Origin of the sequence: Bradymonas sediminis, from assembly GCF_003258315.1 — a bacterium.
GTDB classification, from domain to species: Bacteria; Myxococcota_A; Bradymonadia; order Bradymonadales; family Bradymonadaceae; genus Bradymonas; species Bradymonas sediminis.
This window is the reverse complement of record NZ_CP030032.1, coordinates 3,025,305-3,044,368: the sequence shown is the minus strand read 5'-3', so window position 1 is coordinate 3,044,368 and position 19,064 is coordinate 3,025,305. Positions and strand designations below refer to the sequence as shown.

Annotated in this window: 14 protein-coding genes; 4 read left to right on the top strand and 10 right to left on the bottom strand. The window is 60.8% G+C overall.

The window, feature by feature from the left end:
- Nucleotides 1-2: 2 nt before the first annotated feature.
- A complete protein-coding gene (pth, locus tag DN745_RS11465; RefSeq protein WP_420836587.1) occupies nt 3-566 on the top strand; it encodes an aminoacyl-tRNA hydrolase in 564 nt (187 codons plus the stop codon).
- A 7-nt stretch (nt 567-573) separates the two neighbouring features.
- On the opposite strand, the gene DN745_RS11460 is transcribed toward pth, so the two are convergent.
- Together DN745_RS11460 and DN745_RS11455 are read right to left on the bottom strand one after the other, a co-directional pair.
- Nucleotides 574-1,446, bottom strand: a complete 873-nt coding sequence (locus DN745_RS11460) for a hypothetical protein (protein WP_133622163.1) — start codon at nt 1,444-1,446, stop codon at nt 574-576.
- A complete protein-coding gene (locus tag DN745_RS11455) occupies nt 1,443-3,233 on the bottom strand; it encodes a serine/threonine-protein kinase (protein ID WP_111334978.1) in 1,791 nt (596 codons plus the stop codon). The genes DN745_RS11460 and DN745_RS11455 overlap by 4 nt, the downstream gene beginning before the upstream one ends.
- 417 nt (nt 3,234-3,650) lie before the next feature.
- Between DN745_RS11455 and rpsF the strand changes: the two genes are divergently transcribed.
- The 3 genes from rpsF (at nt 3,651) to DN745_RS11440 (ending at nt 7,596) form a co-directional block, all read left to right on the top strand.
- A complete protein-coding gene (gene rpsF, locus DN745_RS11450; protein WP_111334976.1) occupies nt 3,651-4,049 on the top strand; it encodes a 30S ribosomal protein S6 in 399 nt (132 codons plus the stop codon).
- A gap of 4 nt (nt 4,050-4,053) precedes the next feature.
- Nucleotides 4,054-4,497, top strand: a complete 444-nt coding sequence (rplI, locus tag DN745_RS11445; RefSeq protein WP_111334974.1) for a 50S ribosomal protein L9 — start codon at nt 4,054-4,056, stop codon at nt 4,495-4,497.
- 144 nt (nt 4,498-4,641) lie between these two features.
- Nucleotides 4,642-7,596 (top strand): FAD-binding and (Fe-S)-binding domain-containing protein, encoded by a 2,955-nt coding sequence (locus tag DN745_RS11440; RefSeq protein ID WP_111334972.1) that lies wholly within the window; start codon nt 4,642-4,644, stop codon nt 7,594-7,596.
- Nucleotides 7,597-9,590: 1,994 nt separating this feature from the next.
- On the opposite strand, the gene ccmA is transcribed toward DN745_RS11440, so the two are convergent.
- The 8 genes from ccmA to DN745_RS11400 form a co-directional block, all read right to left on the bottom strand.
- Entirely contained in the window at nt 9,591-10,283 is a 693-nt protein-coding gene (ccmA, locus tag DN745_RS11435) for a heme ABC exporter ATP-binding protein CcmA (RefSeq protein ID WP_111334970.1), read from the bottom strand.
- Complete coding sequence (locus DN745_RS11430; protein WP_133622173.1) at nt 10,280-11,653, bottom strand: hypothetical protein; 1,374 nt, start codon at nt 11,651-11,653, stop codon at nt 10,280-10,282. Before DN745_RS11430 ends, ccmA begins: the two co-directional genes overlap by 4 nt.
- A gap of 17 nt (nt 11,654-11,670) precedes the next feature.
- Nucleotides 11,671-12,246, bottom strand: a complete 576-nt coding sequence (locus DN745_RS11425; RefSeq protein ID WP_111334966.1) for a zinc ribbon domain-containing protein — start codon at nt 12,244-12,246, stop codon at nt 11,671-11,673.
- On the bottom strand, nt 12,243-14,471 hold the full coding sequence (locus tag DN745_RS11420; protein WP_111334964.1) for a heme lyase CcmF/NrfE family subunit: 2,229 nt from the start codon (nt 14,469-14,471) through the stop codon (nt 12,243-12,245). The genes DN745_RS11425 and DN745_RS11420 overlap by 4 nt, the downstream gene beginning before the upstream one ends.
- 77 nt (nt 14,472-14,548) lie before the next feature.
- A complete protein-coding gene (locus DN745_RS11415; protein WP_111334962.1) occupies nt 14,549-15,067 on the bottom strand; it encodes a cytochrome c maturation protein CcmE in 519 nt (172 codons plus the stop codon).
- 413 nt (nt 15,068-15,480) lie between these two features.
- Nucleotides 15,481-16,971, bottom strand: coding sequence for a type IV pilin protein (locus DN745_RS11410; protein WP_111334946.1), 1,491 nt, complete (start codon nt 16,969-16,971; stop codon nt 15,481-15,483).
- A 147-nt stretch (nt 16,972-17,118) separates the two neighbouring features.
- Nucleotides 17,119-17,718 (bottom strand): pilin, encoded by a 600-nt coding sequence (locus tag DN745_RS11405; RefSeq protein WP_111334944.1) that lies wholly within the window; start codon nt 17,716-17,718, stop codon nt 17,119-17,121.
- A 207-nt stretch (nt 17,719-17,925) separates the two neighbouring features.
- Nucleotides 17,926-19,041 (bottom strand): hypothetical protein, encoded by a 1,116-nt coding sequence (locus DN745_RS11400; RefSeq protein WP_133622172.1) that lies wholly within the window; start codon nt 19,039-19,041, stop codon nt 17,926-17,928.
- Nucleotides 19,042-19,064 lie beyond the last annotated feature (23 nt).

Genomic DNA, 19,064 nt, shown 5'->3' with positions numbered 1-19,064 from the left:
TTATTATGAGTCGCTATCTTATCGTTGGATTGGGTAATCCAGGTGCCAAATACGCACGAACTCGACATAATATCGGGTTCATGGCCCTGGAGCGTCTGGCCGATCGCTACGCGATAGGATTATCGACTCAGAAGTTTGACGGTATTTATGGGATGGGCCGAGTAGCCGACCAAGACGTCGTGCTGCTCGAGCCCCAGACCTATATGAACCGCTCCGGAGGATCTGTTCTCGGTGTGGCACGCTTTTATAAGGTGTCGCCCGAGAATATTTTGGTTTTGCACGACGAAATCGATCTGGATCTGGGCAAATTGCGCTTAAAAGACGGGGGCGGCCACGGCGGCCATAATGGGTTGCGTGATATTGCATCGCGTATGTCTACCCGCGATTTTAAGCGTGTGCGCCTCGGTATCGGACGCCCGGAGCACGGTGATGTTTCCGACTTCGTGCTGGGTCGTTTTACCGGCGCTGAGGCCCCCGATGTGGATGACCTCATCGAGCGGGCCTGCGATGCCACGGAGCTCTTCCTGGCCGAAGGCCTTCAGGCTGCGCAGAATCGATTTCACTGAAGGTGCTTTAATAGACCCCGCGCAGCATGATGCCGGCCGACGTTGAGTCGGCCGAGATGCTCGCAGACACCCCGCTGATCGACACGTTTCCCGACGTGCTCGGCTCCCGCGATGGGCGCTCGGTCGGGCTCATTAAGTCCCAGGCGATGAACGCGCCGCCGAGGGCGACCGTCGCGATCCCCGAATATAAAAATCCCTGTCCCATTGATTGTTGCGATTCGATATTGGCGCGCCGCTCGTTGTAGTCGGTGGCGCTGGTGACGGTGGCCAGCTCGTCGAGCTGCGCGCTCGCGTCGGCGCCCAGATAGGTCGCAGCGCCGATGAGGCCGATGCCCACCACCGCGATCCCCGCGCCGGAGTAACCTAGCGCCGACCACCCGCTGGCGTGCCCGGCACGCTCCGTGTCGGCGGCGGACGCTGCCGGAGTTGGCGCTTGCGCCATGGGTTTAGGGGTGTATTTCATGGCGATATTTTTCTTCCGCTTTGCATCCGCCTTCGCAAGTGAGTGGTTGAGGCGTTCGATGAGCTCGTTTGTTTTCTCGACCAGCGGCGGTGGCAGGGGGCGCTCGATTTGGAAGTGGGCGAGCTCGGCGAGTTTGAGTGATTCGTCCAGGCGCTCCAGTTTCTCGGCCATGCGCGCGGCATTGTAGAGAAAGACCGCGGCCGGCACCTGATCATAGGCCTGTCGAAATTCCTCCAGCGCCACGTCATAGGCTTCTCTTTGATAGGCCGCGACCCCTTCGTCGAAGTGTTTCTGCGCGGCGACGATCTTCGCCGGGTCATCGGGTGTGGATGGGCCTCCGGCGAGGGCTGGATGGCTCGATGCCAGCAATAGTATCGTCGCGACGATCGCTATTCTTAGTTGCGATATCCGCATCATTCGATCCCCCATATTTGTAATTTCGGTTCTTTGGGCGTCTTCTTCTTGGCGCGTTTGGGTTGTTTGGCGCGCTCCTTTCTTTGCGTCGACTCCGGCTCAGCCCTCGGCGTTGATTTGGTGAGTGGGCGGTTCTCGCTCGTTTTCGTCTCCGTCTCCGTCTCGGGCGCTGGTTGCGGCGCCGGCGGTGTCGCTGACGTAAGTGTAGGCTGTTCCAGGTGTGCTGGGGCAAAGCTCGGTGGCGTCGCTGGCGGCTTTGGTGCTGAACCGGCAGGGGCGACCGGGGGCGTGGGGGCCGGGGCGCCATCGTCATGCACCACCTTCGGAGCGAGCGCAGGGCGAGTCGGTTTCTCTTGCTCCTCGCCCGACGTGGCCAACTTCTCGGGTGTCGACCCCGCGGAGGCCGGGTCGGTGGGCGTGGGGGCGGCGCCCGGTCCGGCGTCTTTTGCGGATAGGGTCACGATGAGCGCTAAGATGCAGGCGATCGCGCTGGTTGTGACCGCCAGTCCCAGGGCCAGGTAGATAAGCTTTCGTCGGGGGGATTTGGGTGACTCCGGTTTCAGCGCTCCGCGCGCTGCGGCTCTAGCCGAGGGCGTCTTGGTCTTAGGGGGCTTCGGTTGGGTCGGAGTCTCGGGCGGCCGCATTTCTTCGGGAAGCTGTGGGCGTGCCGAGGTTAGTGTGCGCTGGGCTTCTGGTTCGATACGTATGGTCTTGGCGCACCGGCGCTTGGGCACCGCGATCGCCTCGGTGTCACTCTCGCGGTGGGCGGGCCGAGCTTCGATCGGGGCGGGTTCTCTGGTCGAGGCTGTTTCCGTTTTGGGCGCGTCGACAAGTTGCGCGTCCGCTGCTGGATCGAGCGTCGGCTCGACCACGTCCCCGCGCAACTTCGCTTTACTCAGCAACATCGTGCTTGATTCGGCGGCGACCGGTTTGAGGCGAAGAAGATCGGCCAGAATCTGGGTCACGGTTCGGTAGCGCGCGCCGCGCTCCTTGTGGAGCATGGTGTTGACGATATGACGAAGCCCTGAGGGGATGTCCAGATCCGATGGCAGGGCGATGGGCTCGCTATTCAGGTGTGCCGTCATGATGTGGACCGGGTCGACGGCGGTGATCGCGCGCACCCCGGTGATCAATTCGTAGGTGACGAGTCCCAGGCTATAGATGTCGGTTTGGGGTGAGATTACGCCCTCGGTCGACCATTGCTCCGGGGCCATATATCGCGGGGTGCCGATGAGCATTCCGGTTTGGGTGAGGTTCGATGCCTCGGGATGGGTGCCGAAGGCCTTGCCGACGCCGAAGTCGAGCACCTTTACCTGGTCGGTGCGCCCGATATGCTCGAAGACCATAATATTTGCGGGCTTAATATCGCGGTGGATCAGCCCGAGCGCGTGGGCTTCCTCCAGGCTTAATAGGATTTGCTCGAGGATCTTTATGACGCGAAGGGCGGGCAGGGCGAATTGCTGGCGGCGCATCTCCTCGAGGGTATGCCCTTCGATATACTCGAAGATCATATAGAGGAGGCCGTCGTCGGTCTGGCCGTATTCGTAGAGCAGCACCGAGTGAGGGTCGCGCAGGTTGGCGACGATGCGCGCCTCGCGCTCGAAGCGCTGAATCACCCGCTCCGAGTAGCCGTCTTCGCCGGTGCTGGGCAGCAAGATCTTAATGGCGGCCATCCGCCCGACGGTTTTATCAAGCGCGCGGTACACGCGCGAATACCCGCCCGCCCCGATGAGCTCTTCGATGCGGTACACGCCGATCTGGCGTCCGATAAGGTCCAATCCACGATTCATAGACTTTTCCCAAGTCAGATCGAAAAATATTAGAACTCCCCGTGCCCCGCATACGATGGGACTTCTAAGCTGGACCGCGCACGTACAAATTTAGGATGGCCTCGATAGTACGTTATCGACAACCTATTTTTCAAGGCGGTCGAGCGAAAATATGTGTTAAAGAGTTGATAAGATACTCGGCGCCGGGCAGCGCTCTGGATCCAAGCTGCCCATAATTCGGGCGGCGTCGCCTCGGTTCGGGCGTGATTGCGCGGGTAAACTAGCGGGTAAACTAGGAGATGCGCGCGCTATTTTTGATGTGAGCAAATATATCGCAAACCATGATTGCGTTTTGAGCGAGCATCCGTTAAAAGCCACCGTCCACAAACACCTCGCTCCGCCATTTCGCGGCGGGGCAGTTCATTCCGAGAGGTTTCAATGCCAGTTGCAAGACAGAGAGAGTACGAAACAATTTATATCCTTCGCCCGGATACCGACGATGAGTTTCGCGCCGGTGTGCGTGATCGTGTCGAAGGAATCGTAGAGGGTCAGGAAGGACATATCCTGAAATTTGACGATTGGGGCCAGCGTGACCTGGGTTACGAGATTCGTGACAAAGGCGCAGGCAAGCGCTTCGGTCGTGGTGTCTACCACTACTACCGTTATATCAGCCCGAACGATACCGTGGCTGAGGTTGAGCGTAACCTGCGTTTGATGGACGGTGTCCTCAAATATATGACCATCAAGGTCGACGAGAATCTGATTCCGGAAGAGCGCCTGGCGCGTCCTGAGGAAGAAGAGGTCGAAGTCCTTCCCTATCAAGGTGAAGAGGAGTAAATCAATGGAAGTTATCCTACTTGAAGACGTAGCCAATCTCGGTGAGATGGGTGAGATCGTTGAAGTCGCCGCCGGTTACGGCCGCAACTACCTGATTCCGAACGCGATGGCTGAGCTTGCAAGCGCCGCCCGCAAAAACGAAATCAACCACCGCCTCGCTGTCGTCGAAGCGCGTCGTGAGAAAGAGCGCGAAGAAGCGCGCAAGATCGTCGGAGACATCGACGGCGTTTCGATCTCGGTTCCCTCGCGCATCGCCGAAGACGACCGTCTCTACGGTTCGGTCACCGCGCGTGACATCGCCGACGTCCTCGCACAGCAGGGCATCACGGTCGATCACAAGCAGATCGAGATCGACGCTCCGATTCGCGAGCTGGGCATCTATAAGATCCCCGTCAAGCTCGCCAGCGCCATCTACGCCTATGTGCGTCTGTGGGTCGTTGCGGTCTGAGCATCGATTAGCGAACGAATAAATCCCGCGCCTCGGCGCGGGAAGAGCATCAGGCCCACGCTGGTTCATCCAGTGTGGGCCTTTTTATCGTCATTATCTCGCGCATAAATCGCCGAGATAAACGGTGCGTTATCTGGAAGAAATATGTCATCCATAGCCGAAGTAAATCCCGCTGAAATCGACGCCTTAGTTCAAAATATGGACGGCGAGGTGCACCTCGATCGCATGCATCGGATGCTGTTTTCCCAGGACGCATCGGTCTACCAGGAGGAGCCGCTTGGGGTGGCCTATCCGCGCACGACGAGCGACGTGCAGGCGTTGGTTCGCTTCGCGGAGCGCATGAAGATCAGCCTGATCCCGCGCGGCGCGGGGACCTCCTTGGCCGGGCAATGCGTCGGGCCGGGGCTGGTCGTGGACCTGGGGCGCTATATGAACCAGATCATCGAGCTTAACGTCGAAGAGCGTTGGGTGCGGGTGCAGCCCGGGGTGATCCTGGACGACCTTAACCGTTTTCTGGCACCCCACGAGCTGTTCTTCGGCCCGGACACCTCGACCTCGAACCGCTGCATGATCGGCGGGATGGTCGGCAATAATTCCTGCGGCTCCCACTCCATCTATTTCGGCCAGACCCGCGCGCATCTTTTGGAGATGGGCGTGGTCTTCTCGGACGGAAATTTCGAGTCGATCACGCCCTGGTCCGAGGCCGAATTGGCCGAGAAGCTCACAGACCAGGGGCGCATGGGGGCGGGGCTTCGCGCCCTGGACACTGCGGTGCGCGAGAACGCCGCGCTTATCCGCGAGAGATATCCGCGCCCCGAGGTGCGGCGCCGAAATACTGGTTATCCCCTGGACGTGATCGAGGCCAGTAAACCCTATGGAAATCAGCCCCTTATGGGCGGCGAGTCCCGGGCGTTTTCGCTGGCGGAGTTCCTCTGCGGGACCGAGGGGACCCTGGCGATCACCACCGAGGTGAAGCTCAATTTGGTGCCAAAACCCAAGAAGAACATCCTGGTTTGCGTGCACTTCGAGACCATCCGCGCCTCGCTGGAGGCGACGATCCTCGCGGTCGCGCATCGCCCGGCGGCCGTCGAGTTGATGGACCGGCCGATCCTTGAGCTGACCAAGCATAACCTTGAGCAGCAGCGGCATCGTTTCTTCGTCGAAGGGGACCCCGAGGCGATCCTGGTGGTGGAGTTTTACGCAGATGAGGACGCCGAGTTGGAGCGAAAGGCTGGCGAGCTTATCGAGGCGTTTAAGCAGCGGGGGTTTGGCTATTCCTACCCGATCGTGCGGGCGCCCAAGGACAAGAGCGTGTGGGCGCTTCGAAAGGCCGGGCTCGGCCTGCTGATGGGGACGCCGGGGGACACAAAGCCCGTGACTGTCGTTGAAGACACCGCGGTCGCCCTCGACGTGCTACCCGACTATATCGATGAGTTTCGCGCGATTATGGACCGCCACGGCAATGAATGCGTCTATTATGCGCACGCCTCGGTCGGCGAATTGCATCTTCGCCCGCAGCTTAATCTCAAGGATGCCGGGGACGCCCAGAAGTTTAAGGAAATCGCCGAGGACGTCGCGGATCTGGTGAAGAAATACGGCGGCGCGATCAGCGGCGAGCACGGCGACGGGCGGCTGCGCGCGCCTTTGCTCGAGCGTTTTTACGGGCCCGAGATCATGGCGCTACACGCCGAGGTCAAAGACGCGTTCGACCCGCAGAATATCTTGAACCCCAAGAAGATCGTCGACCCCGCGCCGATGCTTCAGGATTGGCGCGTCGTCCCCGGAGAACCGACGCCCGAGGTGGACGCCTATTATGATTGGAGCGCCGATGGGGGGCTGGTGCGCGCGGTCGAGAAGTGCAACGGCGCCGGCGTGTGCCGAAAGCGCGCCGAGGCCGGCGGCACGATGTGCCCGAGCTATATGGCCACGCTCAACGAGAAGGATAGCACGCGCGGGCGCTCCAATGTGTTCCGTCAGGCGCTCTATAGCCCGAACCCGGCCGACGCTTTTAAGAGCGAGGAGTTGCACGAGGCGCTCGACCTGTGTCTGTCGTGCAAGGCCTGCAAATCGGAGTGCCCGGCAAATGTCGATATGGCGCGGCTCAAGGCCGAGTTCACTCAGCATTATTACGATCATAACGGCGTGCCGCTGTCCTCGCGCTTCTTCGGGCATTATCGCCAGGCCGCGATCCCTGCCTCCTGGACGCCGCGCCTCGCCAACTTCATCGTCAAGCTCGCCATCGTTCGCTGGCTGCTGCTTAAGCTCTTCAATATTTCGCCCGAGCGCGACCTCCCGCAATTTGCGCATAAGACCTTTTCGCAGATGTTTAAGGCGCACCAGAAGGCGTCGTCCGCGACCGGAGACAAGGTCGTCTGGCTCTATGTGGACCCGTTTAGCGAGTATAATGAGCCTGAGATCGGCATGGCGGCGGTGCGGGTGCTGGAGGCGGGTGGCTACCGAGTCGAGCAACTCCCGGTGCACGACGACGGGCGTACGCTACTATCGAAGGGTCTGGTGCGCGCCGCGCGCGAGCTTACTGAGCGAAATTTGCGCACGTTCAAGCCGCTCTTTGAGAAATACCCGGAGCGAAAGATCGTCGGCCTGGAGCCCAGCTCGATCCTGACCTTTCGCGACGAATCCATCGACCTGTGCGCCCCCGAGTGGCGTCCCGTGGCGGTCGAGTGCGGCGAGCGCGCCCGGCTGTTTGAGGAGTTTGTGGCCGAGCAAAACGAGGTCGGAGAGTTCAAGGATATCTGGACGTCGGCGCCGCTTAAGCCGGTGCTCTTGCACGGCCATTGTCACCAGAAGGCGCTCGTGGGTACGGCGCCGACCGAGGCGGCCCTGAAGATCGCGGGCTATGAGATCGAGACGCTTAAGACAGGTTGCTGCGGCATGGCCGGCTCCTTCGGCTACGAGGCCAATCACTACGATCTGTCGATGCAGATCGGTGAGTTGACGCTTTTCCCGCTACTGCGAGAGGCGGATGAGGACGCGGCGATCTGCGCGACGGGAACGTCGTGTCGCCATCAGATACGCGACGGAGTTTCGAAGGAGTCGGAGCATGCGGCGGTGATGTTGGCGCGGGCGCTGCGTCGCTAATCACGCAGGTCGACGCGCACACTCACCCGGAGCAAGCAGCCACGTGAGAAGTGCTTTAAGCGCACCACCCGGAGCAAGAGCATCCTGCTCTTGTCGGCGCGCCGCGGCGAAAGCGAGCAAGCAGCCACGTGCAAAGTGTTTTAAGCGCACCACCCGGAGCAAGAGCATCCTGCTCTTGTCGGCGCGCCGCGGCGAAAGCGAGCAGGCAAGGAGCGTCGATATTTTTGCGTGTACTCAGGCAGGTCAAGATGACCTGCCACCGGATGGTGGGGCGCCGCGGCGAAAGCGAGCAAGCAGCCACGTGCGAAGTGTTTTAAGCGCACCACCCGGAGCAAGAGCATCCTGCTCTTGTCGGCGCGAAGCGGCGAAAGCGAGCAGGCAAGGAGTGTCGATATTTTTGCGTGTACTCAGGCAGGTCAAGATGACCTGCCACCGGATGGTGGGGCGCCGCGGCGAAAGCGAGCAAGCAGCCACGTGCAAAGTGCTGCTTTAAGCGTACCCCCCCGGGAGCAAGAGCATCCTGCTCTTGTCGGCGCGAAGCGGCGAAAGCGAGCAGGCAAGGAGTGTCGATATTTTTGCGTATACTCAGGCAGGTCAAGATGACCTGCCACCGGATGGTGGGGCGCCGCGGCGAAAGCGAGCAAGCAGCCACGTGCAAAGTGCTGCTTTAAGCGTACCCCCCCGGGAGCAAGAGCATCCTGCTCTTGTCGGCGCGAAGCGGCGAAAGCGAGCAGGCAAGGAGTGTCGATATTTTTGCGTATACTCAGGCAGGTCAAGATGACCTGCCACCGGATGGTGGGGCGCCGCGGCGAAAGCGAGCAAGCAGCCACGTGCGAAGTGTTTTAAGCGCACCACCCGGAGCAAGAGCATCCTGCTCTTGTCGGCGCGAAGCGGCGAAAGCGAGCAGGCAAGGAGTGTCGATATTTTTGCGTGTACTCAGGCAGGTCAAGATGACCTGCCACCGGATGGTGGGGCGCCGCGGCGAAAGCGAGCAAGCAGCCACGTGCAAAGTGCTGCTTTAAGCGTACCCCCCCGGGAGCAAGAGCATCCTGCTCTTGTCGGCGCGAAGCGGCGAAAGCGAGCAGGCAAGGAGTGTCGATATTTTTGCGTATACTCAGGCAGGTCAAGATGACCTGCCACCGGATGGTGGGGCGCCGCGGCGAAAGCGAGCAAGCAGCCACGTGCGAAGTGTTTTAAGCGTACCCCCCCGGGAGCAAGAGCATCCTGCTCTTGTCGGCGCGAAGCGGCGAAAGCGAGCAGGCAAGGAGTGTCGATATTTTTGCGTATACTCAGGCAGGTCAAGATGACCTGCCACCGGATGGTGGGGCGCCGCGGCGAAAGCGAGCAAGCAGCCACGTGCAAAGTGCTGCTTTAAGCGTACCCCCCCGGGAGCAAGAGCATCCTGCTCTTGTCGGCGCGAAGCGGCGAAAGCGAGCAGGCAAGGAGTGTCGATATTTTTGCGTATACTCAGGCAGGTCAAGATGACCTGCCACCGGATGGTGGGGCGCCGCGGCGAAAGCGAGCAAGCAGCCACGTGCGAAGTGTTTTAAGCGTACCCCCCCGGGAGCAAGAGCATCCTGCTCTTGTCGGCGCGAAGCGGCGAAAGCGAGCAGGCAAGGAGTGTCGATATTTTTGCGTATACTCAGGCAGGTCAAGATGACCTGCCACCGGATGGTGGGGCGCCGCGGCGAAAGCGAGCAAGCAGCCACGTGCAAAGTGCTGCTTTAAGCGTACCCCCCCGGGAGCAAGAGCATCCTGCTCTTGTCGGCGCGAAGCGGCGAAAGCGAGCAGTGTCGATATTTTTGCGTGTACTCAGGCAGGTCAAGATGACCTGCCACCGGATGGTGGGGCGCCGCGGCGAAAGCGAGCAAGCAGCCACGTGCGAAGTGTTTTAAGCGTACCCCCCCCGGGAGCAAGAGCATCCTGCTCTTGTCGCCGCGAAGCGGCGAAAGCGAGCAGGCAAGGAGTGTCGAGGCGAGTGCGTAGGGCCTCGCTCAGGCGTGTTGGCGGTAGATGTCGAGGATGTCATCCTCGGGGCCAAGCGGGGCGTCGTGGACGAGCTTGCCGCGGCGCAGGACGACGAGGTGGTCGGCGAGGTCCTGGAGCATGCTGAGGTTGTGGGTGACCAGCACGAGCAGGCAGCCTTCGGCGCATAATTGGCGGAAGAGGGCGGTCATCTGGGTGCGGCCGGCCTGGTCGAGGCCGGTCATGGGCTCGTCGAGCAGCAGGATGCTGGGCTTGTGGAGCAGGGCGCGGGCCAGGGTGAGGCGTTGCTTCATGCCGCGTGAGTAGGTGCTGGAGAGGCGGTCGGCGGCGTCGGTCAGGCCGACGCGCTCAAGCCATGTTTTGCTCAGTTCGCCGGGGTTATCGAGGCCGTACATGGACGCGAAAAACTCGAGGTTCTCGCGGCCTGTGAGTTCGGCGTAGATGAGGGAATCGTGGCTGACCCAGCCGATCTTATGGCGACCCTTTTTGGCGTAGGTCGCCCAGGTATGCTCGCCGAAGTAGACCTCGCCGTCGGAGGGTTTATCGAGGGTGGCGAGGATATTGAGCAGGCTTGATTTTCCCGCGCCGTTATCGCCCACGACCGCGGTCAGGGCACCGGGGCGAAGGCGCAGCGAGACCCGGTGCAGCGCGAATGAGCGCCCGTAGATGCGGGAGACTGATTCGAGGCGGATCTCGCTCATGCGGCGACGTTAGGGGCTTCGGGGGATGCCATCGCCTCTTCGATCTCGGCGATTTTGCGCATCACCAGGGCGATGCGTCCGCGCAAAAGTAGCGATTCGCGCTCGTATTCGAGGTCGCCGACTTCGCCGTCTTCGTAGTCTTGCTCGAGGGCTGCGAGCTCATCGAGCAGCTCTTTTTGCTCGCCGCGCAACATCTCAGCCACGCCGGCGGAGGTGCGCGTTTTGTCGATATGGCGCTGCTCCTGGCGGGAGTAAATCAGGGCAACGATGATACCCGCGACGCCCAGGATAAGGGCCAACCAGGCGCCGGTGGGCTCGTCGAAGGGCAGGCCGGTGAGCTGGAATGCCATGACGCCGTCTTTCTCGAAGGTGCCATTGTCGGCGACCAGGAATTTGCCCTGGTTCTGTCCGTTGAGGCCGCCTTCGACGGCGTCGACCTTGAAGCCGGGGGCGGCCAGGGAGACGGTGTCGAAATAGGCGATTTTTACCTGCGGGCTGGTCGGCTCAAGCGGCAGCAAGATCTTCGCGCTGCGCACCGGGTAATCGAATTCCTGCTCGTAGGTGAAGGTCGTGTGGTCGGCCGGGATCGAAAACGCCACGCTGACCGGGACGTTCTCACCGGGTTTCAGAACACCCTTCCAATTGACGATGGAGTTGACCACGCGGGTCTCGCCCGGTGATTCGACCTGGATGCCGGTCGCCTTGATCGGCAGGCGGATGGGCATGCCGTTCTCGAAGCGTGCGCCGGCGAGTTGGGCGGTGTCGATGAGCTTATCGCCCTCGGTGCTCACCAGATAGAATTGCTGGAAGAAGATATGGTTCTCCCAGACATGGGCGATGGTCTGAACATCTTTGATCACCACGCCATCGAGCGTATGCCCCTGCTCATAGATGCCGATATTGAGCTTGATTCCCGGGGCCGGGGTGACCGCGGGGCTCTTGTAGAGATGACCGTTCTGGAAGGTGGTCGCGTGCAGCCGAAGACCGGAGGTCGCGACCGTCAACGGGATATTCGCAAAGGTCGCCAGGCCCTGGGCGTTGGTGGTCGCGGTCCATTGATGCTGCGGCGTCGGGTCCTTGGGCTCGTGCGGGCCTTTGGGACGCGCGGCGAGCAGAATCACCGCCTGGTCGGCGACGTTGGTCGCGGCGTTGAGCTGGACGCTGACCGAAAATGAGTCGACCGCTTTGGGCGCTGCTTGCTCTGCGGCGGCGTCCTCAGCCGCTGGGGCCGCCGTTGCCGCGTCGGCCGGCTGCGCCTTGGCCGGCGCGTCCTGGGCCTGAGCGACGCTTGGCAACAAGAATGCGCAAAGAATTGGCAGGACTATCGCGACCTTCGCGAGGGTGTTGGGGCGCAGAGATACTTTGGACATGGCGGATCGCTTGGAGATCATATCGTCACTTCGGAGCCGGAATTAGAAAGCGTGCTCGAGTTTTTTCGTTCGTCGGAATCGGCCGTGGATGCCTGCTCGACCGTGGTGCCGCATTTGCTGCAGAAGCGGGCGTCGGCCTCGAGTTCTTTGCCGCATTCGTGGCACTCGATGAGGGCCTCGGCCAGGGGCGCAGGCTGCTTGGGCGCGACTTCCTGATGTTGGGCAGTCTGCTCTTGCTGGCGAGCGACGGTGATGTGCTTGCTGAGCTCTTTGTCGACCACGGCTTCCCAGCCGCGGCCGCCGTGAAGCTCGTCGAGCGCGCGCATGGTCTTGAGCGCGGCGCGCTCATAGCGTGATTTGGCGGCCGCGAAGTCTTCGTCGGTCAATTTGCCGGTACTATAGTCGAATTCGAGCTCACGCAGGGACTCCAACAAGCCGGCCTTGCGCGCGGCGAGTTCGCCGACGCGGCGCAGGTCATCGTCGAGCACCTCGAAGCGCACGCGCTCCTGCTGCGAGCGTAAAAAGGGTCTCACCGTCTGGTAGAGCATCACCAGGGTGAAGACGATAGCAATAAGGACGAGAATCGGTGTCATGATGACTTCTCGATGGCAGCGGGTTCGATGGAAGCGGGGCGGTCGTTAGTGGGCGGCGCGAGCTGCGGGGTCACCGAAGCTTCGGGGTCGATGAGGCCGGCTTTCTGCCAGCGTGCCGCGGAGCCCCAGTCGCTGCTCGACTCAATCTGCCAGACAGCGAGCGGCATGAAGATGACCGCGACCAGGATTCCCATGGCCACGTAGCGGCCGAATCCGAGCGGCGAGCGACCGAGCGTCGCCACGGCTTCGCGGGTGGGCCACAGGCAGATAAATGCGCCGAGCATCATCACGACCATGCCGAACCAATACCACCAGGTGAACGGGCCGATGAAGACCTTGAAGGTGGCGGATTGGCCGTTGGCCGAGGCGTTGACGAAGGCGACATAGACGTCTTCGAGCGGGGTCGACTTGATGTCGATCTCACTGGTCATCATCGTCTGCTCGCCGAATTGCGCTTTGCCGGGGTGCATCTGGTATTGGAAGACACCGTCACGGTACACGTCGATATTGGCGAGGATCAGCTTTTGTCCGGGAGGGTTCTCTTCGGAGAGTCCGCGGAACGTCAGCGAAACATCGCCCACGTGGACCGACTCGCCGATGGTCAGCGCGACGTCTTTCTCGACCTTGAGCGCGTTGCCCGAGAAGGCGATGAACGCGAAGATCATGCCCATATGGACGATATAGCCGCCGTAGCGACGGCGCTGCTTTTTGAAGAGCATCACCAGGGCGCTGAACACCGACTCATCGTTATTCTTTCGGCGCGCCTGGATGCCGCGGTAGAACTCCTGGACGATGGTGGCGGTGACGAAGACGCAGCCGGCGACCATCATGATGGCGTAGAAGGAGGTCAGCCCCGAGGGGATGACGCCCAGGTCCTTGCCGCGCACGAACCAATAGGCTGCGATGAGCGCGGGGGTCCCGAACATAAACGTGAGGACCGGGCCGATGAAGTCGCGTCGGAAATGCGACCAGCTCGCCTTGCGCCACGCGATGAGCGTGCCGATGCCCATCAAAAAGACCAGGATGATGCCCAGCGGGACCATCCATTTGTCGAACCAGGGGGCGGTGATCGAGACTTCCTGGCCGGTCAGCCCTTCCTTGAGCTTGGGCCAGAGGGTGCCGAAGAAGACGACGCCCGTCATGGCGCAGAACAGCCAGTTATTGAGCATGAAGGTGGCCTCGCGGCTGGCCACGCTGTCCAGGCGGCGCGTGCTCTTCAGGCTCTTCCAGCGCAGGGCAAATAGGCCCACGCTCACGGCGATAACGGTCAGCAGGAGGTATAAGAAATAGTCACCGATGGCGCTCTGCGCGAAGGTGTGCACCGACTCGATAAGCCCGCTTCGGGTGATATAGGTGCCGAAAAGGGTGAGGATAAAGGTGCCGAGCATCAGGCCGATATTCCAGCGCTTGAGCATGCCGCGGCGCTCCTGAATCATCAACGAATGGATGAGCGCGGTGGACAGAAGCCAGGGCATAAAGGAGGCGTTCTCGACCGGGTCCCAGGCCCAGTAGCCGCCCCAACCCAGCTCTTCGTATGCCCACATGCCGCCGAGGATATTACCTACGGTCAGAAACAGCCACGGCACCAGAATCCAGGAGCGCGCGGCTTTGACCCATTCGGCGTCGGTGCTGCCGACGATGAGCGCGGCGATGGCGAACGCGAAGGGGATGGTCATCGAGGCCAGCCCGGTGAGCAAAGAGGGCGGATGAATCACCATCTTTGGGCTCTGCAAGATCGGGTTGAGCCCGTGGCCGTCGAGCGGGTGGTTGATGACCTCGTAGCCCTCAAAGGGGTTGGAACCGAAGGCCAAGATGATCAGCAGGCCGGCGGTTAGGGCAAGGCAAACCATGGTCACCCAGGGCATAAACTCCTGGTAGGAGTCCCGATACGTCCACAGACACAGCGCCGTGAAGAGGGTGACGATGGAGATCCAGAATAGGAGGCTACCGGCCTGGCCGCCCCAGAACGCGCCGATGAGGTAGAATAGCGGCATATGGGTGTCGGTATTCGACACGACATATTCGAGGCTGAAGTCGTGGGTGATCAGCGCGTGCATCAGGATCGACGCGGCCACGGCCACTGACCCGAAGGTGCTAAAGGCCGCGAATCGACTGGCGTGAAGGAAGCGTTTGGAACCCGTACGCCCCGCAACAAACGCGAGCGCGGTGCCAACCAGGGAGATATAAAGGGCGAGGTGAATCGCAAAGCTTCCAATTGTATTCATCGGAGCATCTATGTTGGAGGGATTTCAGCTTGAACAGCGGAGTTTAAGTCGGTGGGCGTGGCGCGTGCGCGCGTCGCTCAGCGCGACGCTTGCGGGCTAATCGGGATATCGTCCGGGTGCGACGAGGGGCCACCTTCGTAGCGACTCGGGCATTTCACCAGGACTTCGTCGGCGACCAATTTATAGTCTTTGTTGACCTTGCCCTGGGCTACGACCTCGACACCTTCCTCGAAGGTGTCGGGCAACACGCCGTTATAGGTCACCCAGATCGACTCGCCTTTCTCGGCGATGCGGAAGGTGCGGCCCAACTCGCCGTCATTGCCTTCGACGGTGCCGGCCTCGACCTGTCCCTTAATCCGCACGGTTTGGCCGATGAGATCCTCTCCCTGCGCGACCGCCTGGTCGACGTCATAGAAATAGGTCTCGGCCTCAAAACCGTCGGTGATCATAAAGCCTGCCAGGACCGCCAGCACGGCCAATCCGGCCATGATGACCCAGATATTAACGCCCTGACCGCCGGTCGCGTCGAGCTCGGAGAGCTCATTTAGATCGTGGTGGGTGCCGGCGTCGAGGTCTTCAATATAATCATCTTTCATGGATTTACCTTCAGTCAATCGATTGGGCTCAAGGAACACCTGCTATTGGGGTTTCATTCCCAATGAGCGCTCATTCAGTCGCCATGCTCGTTACTCAATATCAGATGCGTTGACAAGGCCGGTAGCGCATTGTTGATGGCGTATTTTATCGCGAAAATTATGCGGCATCTCGAAGATCGTGCCCTGGGTGAATTAGGTGAGGCTAATAATGTGATTTAGACCCCATCTTTAACCGAGTATATAACCCTTTTATTGTGGAGTCTAATAGTCTTATTTAGGGTTCTCTATTCGAATTTGTTGAGGATCACCAAGGGGGCGATGGCGCGCTGAGCGACCCAAAAAGCTTGGGGCGCTCAGCGGGAGCCTGGCGCTGGGGCCGAGGCTACGGAGGGCAGGTGCTGTTGTTGTGCGAGTTACTCATACTCGTGAACGACGACCGCCGGCTGGGCGATAAGGGTGCATTGGCCGGCGTCATCTTTGCGGCTTATTAAGGTGAGCGAGAGGGTGTGGCGCGGGCCGCCGGGCACGAAGTCAGCGAAGGCGAGCAGCGTCAAGAGTTCCGGGCCGCCCGGGGGCGTGCGTCGCAGCATTTGGTAGGCGAAATAGGTGGGATCTTCCAGCGAGAATGAGATCGCTTTCCAGCCCTCCTGCTCCCAGGTTCCGGCTGGCGCCGTCCACTTCTCACCATTGCTTGGTCCGACGCCATCACAGCATGGGACGTCCGCCGGAACGGGGTTGGCAGCGGGCGGCAATGTGCAGGTGCCGTCGGCGCTATGCTCTTCGTAATATTGCGTGACGCGTCGTTGAAGGGTGTTTAGGACGCTCTGGGCTTCGGCCGCTTTTGAATTCTTGATGTAGCGTAGAAATCCGGGGATCGCGACCGAGCTGATTGCCCCGATCGAAGTGACGCCCACGAGGCCCAAGGGCAGGGGACTCTCGAGTTCCAGGCTCGTGGCTGTGCCCGTGATGACAAGATTATCGTTCAGGTGCTGAGTCAAGTGATAGGAGAGGGTGATGAAGGTGGATTCGGGCAGGCTCCGCTGCGCCCGGTCCTGGTAGGCCCGAGTTATCGTCGTCAGGTTCGTTTGGCGGAAGTCTTCGACGAAATCACCCACCGCCTCAATTGTGGCGGCGTCACCGCGAAGTTCAACGCGGAGCTGAGCGTCAATCTGAAATGAGAGCGCGTCGGGCAGCGGGAAGGGAAGCTGTCCCGCGAGCGCTTGCCCAAGGGGTCCCTGGAGCGCGACCACGCCCGCGATGGCGGAGGTTGGGCTATTCGTTAAAAGGTCGCCAAGGAGCTCTCCTTTGGCCGACTTCGCCAGGGGCTCCGACGTGGAGGCGACCCGCTCAAAGGTCGCCGAGTCCGCAAATACGGCCAGGCCGGGTGTGTCCGGAAGCCGCGAAACCCATACGCCGGCGCCCGCGAACTCCTCGGTCGTCTCGACGTAGTGGGCGGTGAGGCCGTTCGAGCGCACCGTCTTTTGGCTCTTAAAGTCGCTGTGAATCTCGCCGTCCAAGATGATGAATTGGACGCTTGGGCTTAAGACGACGATGCCAACATCGGCAGAGAGCGGGTCGAGGCCAAAGTTGTCCAAGAGCAATTCGCCAAAGTCGGCGCGCATCGCGTCGAGGTGCTTTTGTCCTTTCTCGGGATCGGGCGAATAAAAGAGCTGTTGCATGAGCGAGGAGGCCTTCTCGGTGCGCACGATGGCAACCGCCGCGGTGTCCTCCGGCATATAGGCTGCGTAGCGGGCGAAGATATCGGCGGCGGGCTCCAGGGGCTGAACCTGTGAGGTCGCAGCCGGCTGGTCGGGCTGGGCGGCGTTGCTCGCACAGCCCAGCGGTGCACCGAGCAGGCAGAAAAAGGCGATCAGCATGGCGCGAGACATTTTTGAGCAATACATAGCGGGCTCGTTCAAGAGATATTTAAATTTTGGGGGGCTCCCCAATCGTTGACGCGGCTTGTCCAAGAGCATTTTTTTAACCCGCCGGTCTTAAATGGCCGGCAGGGTCGGTTGCGCGGGACCGGCGGGGGAGCGCCGGAAGATCCCTTACTCCAAATCGTTGGAGACCACGGGCGCCTGGGCGTTGGCGACGCATTCGCCCTGGTCGTTTTTGTGACCCTCGATGGTGACCGAGTAGGTGTGGCGCGGGCCGCCAGGTTGGAAGTCGGCGAAGGCGCGAAGCTCCATCAGATCATTGCCCTCGTCGGTCTTTTTGTTGATCGTCTGGTAGGCGAAATAGCTCGGCTCGTTTTTCTCAAAGCCGAGCGCCTTCCATCCCTCCTGGCGCCAGGTTTGCGCCGGCGGTGTCCATTCTTCGCCGCCGCTCGGGCCGACGTTTTCGCAGCATTCCTGGCCTTCGGGCACCGGGTTCGCCGAGGGCGGGAATTGACACGCGCCGTCGGCGCTCGACGTTTCAAAATAATGGATGGCCTGGAATTGGAGTTTACCCACGACCAGCGGGGCCTCGGCGGCCTTGGAGCGCGCGAGGTATTTTTGAAAGGCAGGGATTGCGATCGCCGCCAGAATACCGATCAGCACGATGCCCCCGAAGCTGATGAACAGCGCGGTGACCAGGCATGATTTGTTTCCCCGCTGCTTGCGCACGCTATAATCGACGTCGAGTTTGTTATTATTATCAGAGTCCATGATACCGCCTTCGCAATAGAATTAAGTAAATGCGATCATTGCTCCTTTGGTCAGAAACGCCACCTTATAATATTAGGCGCGGTTTGAATACATGCTGGTGCAGGCTCAATCGTCGATTCTATGCATTCCCATCCACAGCGGGTTGTGGGCGAAGATCCTCGCGGGACTCGCCGATTTCATCGGGGCCTCTCGGGCGCCGGGTAGACATTAGAAGGTCGTCCCGGGCTCATGCGCCGGGGCTTCGGCGGTGGGCGACTCCTGGATATATTCGTAGATTAGCGGGATGCCGAACCCGCTGAGTACCCCGAAGCTTGAGGCGCTCAGTGGCAGGTGGGCTTCGAGGGTGAGGCTGCTCGGGCCGCGGGTGATGACGATGCTATCGTCCAAGCTATAACTGAGGTGATAGGCCAAGATGGCGCCCGCAGCTTGCTCGAGTTCGCTTGTCATCTTGATTTGGTATTGGCGCTCGATCTCGGCAAGATACGCGCTGCGAAAGACCTCGATATAGAACTTAATCCCGTCGAGGCTGGTCTCATCTCCACGAAAATCAACGCGTATCTCCCGGTCGATATGGAACGCAACCGCCTCGGGCGGGGCGAAGCCGTAGTCCTCCTGGAATTCTAGCTTCATGGCGTCGCTGATAAAGACCGCGCCGGTGATAACCGAGATCTTGGGGGCCGAGAGCAGTTCAGCGAGCGCGTCGGCGTTGGGCGTGCCGGCCAGGCCGTCGGCGGTGTTGGCGTAGGCGGCCGCGGCCGCTTCAAAGCTGTGTTTGTCGGCGAAAACAGCGACGGTCTCAGTCTGCGGAAACGGCGCGACCCACGCGCCAAAGCCGGCGTCCGGCTCGGCCGGGTTGGCGGCGATATAATACGCGCGCATTCCATGCGCATCGGTTGTGTCTGCGTCGCCCAGGTCCGCGAGTTCGGTGCGCTCAAGGATGATAAATTGCGCGCTCGGGCTGATGACCGCGACGACTGAATCTGCAGAGAGCGGGTCGACCCCCAGCGTGTCCAACAGCAGGCTGCGAAAGTCTTCGCGCATCGCTAGAAGATGCTCTTTTTCGCCTTCCTGCTGCTTTGTGGCGAAGACATCCTGCATCAGCTCCGAGAGCATCTGGGTGCGAAAGATCGCCACCGAGGCCGTGTCGGCCGGCATATAGGGCAGGTATTGGGCGAAAATATCCGCGGCTGAGGCCGGCTTCTGAGGGGCGGGCGCTTGGAGCGTCGGGTCGGCAGTGGTCGGGGCGCTCGAGCAGCCGAATGGCGCGCCACCCAGGCCTAAAATAAGCAATAATGCGAGCGATATTTGGTGAGGAGAATACATTTGGGTTGGGGTCCCGGTCATCG

What these genes read in the sequence shown, in the direction of transcription:
- DN745_RS11420 (WP_111334964.1), bottom strand. Translation starts at nt 14,471, where the DNA reads ATGAATACAATTGGAAGCTTTGCGATTCACCTCGCCCTTTATATCTCC.
- DN745_RS11455 (WP_111334978.1), bottom strand. Translation starts at nt 3,233, where the DNA reads ATGAATCGTGGATTGGACCTTATCGGACGCCAGATCGGCGTGTACCGC.
- rplI (WP_111334974.1), top strand. Translation starts at nt 4,054, where the DNA reads ATGGAAGTTATCCTACTTGAAGACGTAGCCAATCTCGGTGAGATGGGT.
- DN745_RS11400 (WP_133622172.1), bottom strand. Translation starts at nt 19,041, where the DNA reads ATGTATTCTCCTCACCAAATATCGCTCGCATTATTGCTTATTTTAGGC.
- DN745_RS11460 (WP_133622163.1), bottom strand. Translation starts at nt 1,446, where the DNA reads ATGATGCGGATATCGCAACTAAGAATAGCGATCGTCGCGACGATACTA.
- DN745_RS11430 (WP_133622173.1), bottom strand. Translation starts at nt 11,653, where the DNA reads ATGTCCAAAGTATCTCTGCGCCCCAACACCCTCGCGAAGGTCGCGATA.
- ccmA (WP_111334970.1), bottom strand. Translation starts at nt 10,283, where the DNA reads ATGAGCGAGATCCGCCTCGAATCAGTCTCCCGCATCTACGGGCGCTCA.
- DN745_RS11415 (WP_111334962.1), bottom strand. Translation starts at nt 15,067, where the DNA reads ATGAAAGATGATTATATTGAAGACCTCGACGCCGGCACCCACCACGAT.
- DN745_RS11425 (WP_111334966.1), bottom strand. Translation starts at nt 12,246, where the DNA reads ATGACACCGATTCTCGTCCTTATTGCTATCGTCTTCACCCTGGTGATG.
- DN745_RS11405 (WP_111334944.1), bottom strand. Translation starts at nt 17,718, where the DNA reads ATGGACTCTGATAATAATAACAAACTCGACGTCGATTATAGCGTGCGC.
- DN745_RS11410 (WP_111334946.1), bottom strand. Translation starts at nt 16,971, where the DNA reads ATGTATTGCTCAAAAATGTCTCGCGCCATGCTGATCGCCTTTTTCTGC.
- DN745_RS11440 (WP_111334972.1), top strand. Translation starts at nt 4,642, where the DNA reads ATGTCATCCATAGCCGAAGTAAATCCCGCTGAAATCGACGCCTTAGTT.
- rpsF (WP_111334976.1), top strand. Translation starts at nt 3,651, where the DNA reads ATGCCAGTTGCAAGACAGAGAGAGTACGAAACAATTTATATCCTTCGC.